The 3,448-nt window shown below is 55.1% G+C and carries 4 protein-coding genes; 1 reads left to right on the top strand and 3 read right to left on the bottom strand.

The features are described from left to right. The 3 genes from L692_RS0106450 to L692_RS0106440 form a co-directional block, all read right to left on the bottom strand. Positions 1-197 (bottom strand): HXXEE domain-containing protein (locus L692_RS0106450; protein WP_025698241.1); only part of this gene is annotated, 197 nt, incomplete at its 3' end. Positions 198-246: 49 nt separating this feature from the next. Next, the gene (locus tag L692_RS0106445; RefSeq protein WP_025698240.1) at positions 247-1,479 is read right to left on the bottom strand and encodes an aminopeptidase; all 1,233 of its coding nucleotides are present in this window, start codon (positions 1,477-1,479) and stop codon (positions 247-249) included. Positions 1,480-1,528: 49 nt separating this feature from the next. Beyond that, positions 1,529-2,284, bottom strand: coding sequence for an exodeoxyribonuclease III (locus L692_RS0106440; protein WP_025698238.1), 756 nt, complete (start codon positions 2,282-2,284; stop codon positions 1,529-1,531). A gap of 420 nt (positions 2,285-2,704) precedes the next feature. Here L692_RS0106440 and L692_RS0106430 point away from each other — a divergent pair, with 420 nt between their 5' ends. Further along, a complete protein-coding gene (locus tag L692_RS0106430) occupies positions 2,705-3,379 on the top strand; it encodes a DNA alkylation repair protein (RefSeq protein WP_232238739.1) in 675 nt (224 codons plus the stop codon). Positions 3,380-3,448: the final 69 nt, after the last annotated feature.

Here is a 3,448-nt window from a genome sequence, read left to right as displayed (position 1 = left end):
AATTGGCGGGTGCCGCAGTAGAACGAAGCCGTCAGCGCCTTCCGGGCAAAGGGCGGCATAGCCGAGAGCACCTTGTCCCTATGCTCTTCGGCCCACGCCTCAACCGTCAGGATTTCCTCGAAGTCATGAAACATAAACAGTACGGGAAACAGCCACAACAGACTGATCCATCCAACCGTCGCATCCAGCCACTCCATTTGGAGTCCCCTTCCTTTCCGTTAACCTTTCTTACGGGCGGCCTGCCGCTTACACCCAGTTGCCTTGCCTGAACACCGGCTCGACGGTTCCGTCCGGCAGCTCGCCGTCGATATCCAGCTCCGCCGATCCAATCATGAAGTCCACATGCGCCAGGCTGACATTGGCTCCCTTCGTCAGCAGCTCCTCCCGGCTCAGCTTCGTTCCTCCCTCAAGATTGACCGGATAAGCGCTGCCGAGCGCAAAGTGGCAGGAGGCGTTCTCGTCGATGCCTGTATTGTAAAAAATCCGGTTCAGCCGCGATATCGGCGAATTATGCGGCACAAGCGCCACCTCGCCCAGATAGGACGAGCCGTCGTCCGTCGCAAGCAGCGAAGCGAGATGCTCGCGTCCGTCTCTCGCGTCAAATTCTGTTACCTTTCCTTCCTTGAAGGTCAACCTAATGCCGTCCACAAGCCGCCCGTTCAGATTAAGCGGCATCGTGCTGCTCACGGTTCCGTTAACGCCGGTACGGCGGGGCATCGTGTACACCTCCTCCGTCGGCATATTGGCGATAAAATAGACTCCCCGCTCATTCTCTCCACCTGCGGCCCGCCATATATGGCCTTCCGGCAGCTCGACTCGCAGATCGGTTCCCGGCGCGCGGTAATGCAGGCTTTTATAGCGCTTGGCGTTCAGCTTCTCCTGGCTTTCCTTCAGATTGGCGATATGCTTCTGCCAGGCGGCGACGGGATCGCCCTCTGCTTCGACCCTGTTCATATGGAAAATCGCCTGCCACATCGCGTCAATGCGCTGTTCTTCCGGCAGATCGGCGAACACTTTATCGGCCCAGGCCCGGGTCGGCGCCTTGACCAGCGACCAACTGATTCGGCTGTTTCGGGTATAGGCCTGGTACTTCTGCCGGGCGACCGCTGCGGCTTTAACCGCCGCCGACACTTTAGCCGGATCAATCCCGCGCAGCAGCTCCGGATCGGGTACTTTAATATGCAGGATCGCGCCGCCCTCTTCGGCAAATTGCTCCAGCATATCCGCATGCCACTGAGGGTAGTATCCGAAGGAATCCTCCGGCGCTTTCTCGTAACGGATTCGGGATATCGCCTCATCCTCCCAATCCATGACGACATATTTGGCTCCCGCTTCATATGCCTTGGCTACAATAAGCCGGGTCAGCTCGGCCGTCTCCAGCGGGGCATGGACCATCAGCACCTGTCCGGGCTGGATATTCACGCCTACTTTAACGACCAAATTTGCGTATTTGTCAAGCATCTGTTCAAATGAAGTCATACCCTCTCATCCTCCGATTGTTCTGTTTGGAACGGCGTCTGTTAATGTATCATAATTCCAGCTCCAGCACGACCGGACAATGGTCGCTGCCCATGACTCCGCACTCAATCCGGGCGCCGGAAATGGCGGGAGCCAGCCTGCCCGATACAAGAAAATAGTCAATCCGCCAGCCCACATTCCGCTCCCGCACCTTCGGCATATAGGACCACCAGGAATAAGCGTCCTTTACATCCGGATACAAATGCCGGAACGAATCGACAAAGCCCGAGGCCAGAAGCTCGGTCATCTTCCCGCGTTCCGCAAGCGTAAAGCCGGAGTTGCCATTGTTGGACTTCGGATTCTTCAGGTCGATTTCCTGATGCGCAACGTTCAGGTCCCCGCATACAACGACAGGCTTATGCCGGTCGAGGCGCAGCAGGTGGGCCCGGAAGCGGTCCTCCCATTCCAGCCGGTAAGCCAGCCGCGAAAGGTCCCGGCGCGCATTGGGGCTGTAGGCGTTAACGAGATAGAAGCCCTCATATTCCAGCGTAATGACTCTCCCCTCCGTTTCCTCCTCCCCCTCAATACCGATGGCGACGGACAGAGGCTCTTTTTTGGTGAAAACGGCCGTTCCGGAGTACCCCTTCTTGACAGCGTAATTCCAATACTGCCGGTACTTCTCCCCGTGATCCAGGTTGATCTGCCCTTCCTGAAGCTTTGTTTCCTGCACGCAGAAAATATCCGCGTATTCCTTCTCAAAATACTCGTTAAACCCTTTGTTCACACAGGCTCTAAGCCCGTTGACATTCCAGGATATCAGCTTCATTAATGATTTAATCTCCTTATGAATTTAAGACTTTTCTATCAGATATCAGTCGCAACTACGAGGAATGTTTGGACTTCCGGTCGCTGTTGTCCCCAGATTTCTTGGACTTAAACCGCTCTTCGCGGATGAAATCCGGAGACAAAGGCGATCGCTATCTCTCCTACAGTTCCAAACTTCCCCTTCGTTCCTTCTTCTCCTATTGTCATTTTTTCAAGTTCATCTTATATGTTCGGCTCTTATATCAGTTCGGCAGGCGGATACGGAAAGCGGGCTGCCCGCTATTAAGAATATCAGCTTTCCGTTATCACTTCCAATATTTGAGGAATGCTGGAGTATGGCAATCGCACCCGCTCATGATACAATGATTGAACTATGCCGACAAGGAACATACCGAACCCTTATATGAAGAAAGGAACGAAAATGATGAACGAAGATCTTAGGCTGCTGGTCCGGGAATTGGAGGAATTGAAGGACCCGGACGCGGCGGCGGCCATGAGCGCGTATCAGCGGAACCAGTTTCCTTTTTTGGGCGTCCGAACTCCCGTGCGCAGGCAAGTCCTCAAGTCCTTCCTGGCGGCGCATCCGCCGGATAAGGCGTGGATTCCTCTGCTGTGGGAATTGCCTGAACGCGAGTACCAATACTGCGGGGTGGATATCGCGCTGTCCTTGCGAAAGAAGCTGGAGCCCGCCGATCTCCCTATGATCGAAGCTTGCATCACCGGGCGCTCATGGTGGGATACCGTCGATCTGCTTGCCGCTGGTGTCGCCGGGTTTCTGCTGCACAAATACCCCGAGCTGCAACCAGAGTATGGCGAGAAGTGGCTCTGTTCCGATAATATGTGGCTCAACCGCACGGCGATTCTGTTTCAGCTTCATTATAAGGAAGCGACGGACGAGCAGCTGCTGTACCGCTATATCCGCGAGCACGCGTCGTCCAATGAATTTTTCATTCAGAAAGCCATCGGCTGGGCTTTGAGGGAATATTCCAAGAGCAATCCGGCGTCAGTCGCAGCGTTCATCGGGCAAGAGGAACTGAAACCGCTGAGCCGCCGCGAGGGTCTGAAATGGCTGATGCGGACTGACAAAACGCAATAAAGCCCTCCCCTGCCAAGGGGAGGGCTTCATAACCGGCTAAGCCCCCTAAATCCGGAGTCATGCCCTACA

Source organism: Paenibacillus forsythiae T98, from assembly GCF_000520735.1.
GTDB lineage: Bacteria > Bacillota > Bacilli > Paenibacillales > Paenibacillaceae > Paenibacillus_AQ > Paenibacillus_AQ forsythiae.
The sequence above is the reverse complement of the archived record's forward strand: the minus strand, read 5'-3'. Positions and strand labels throughout refer to the sequence as shown.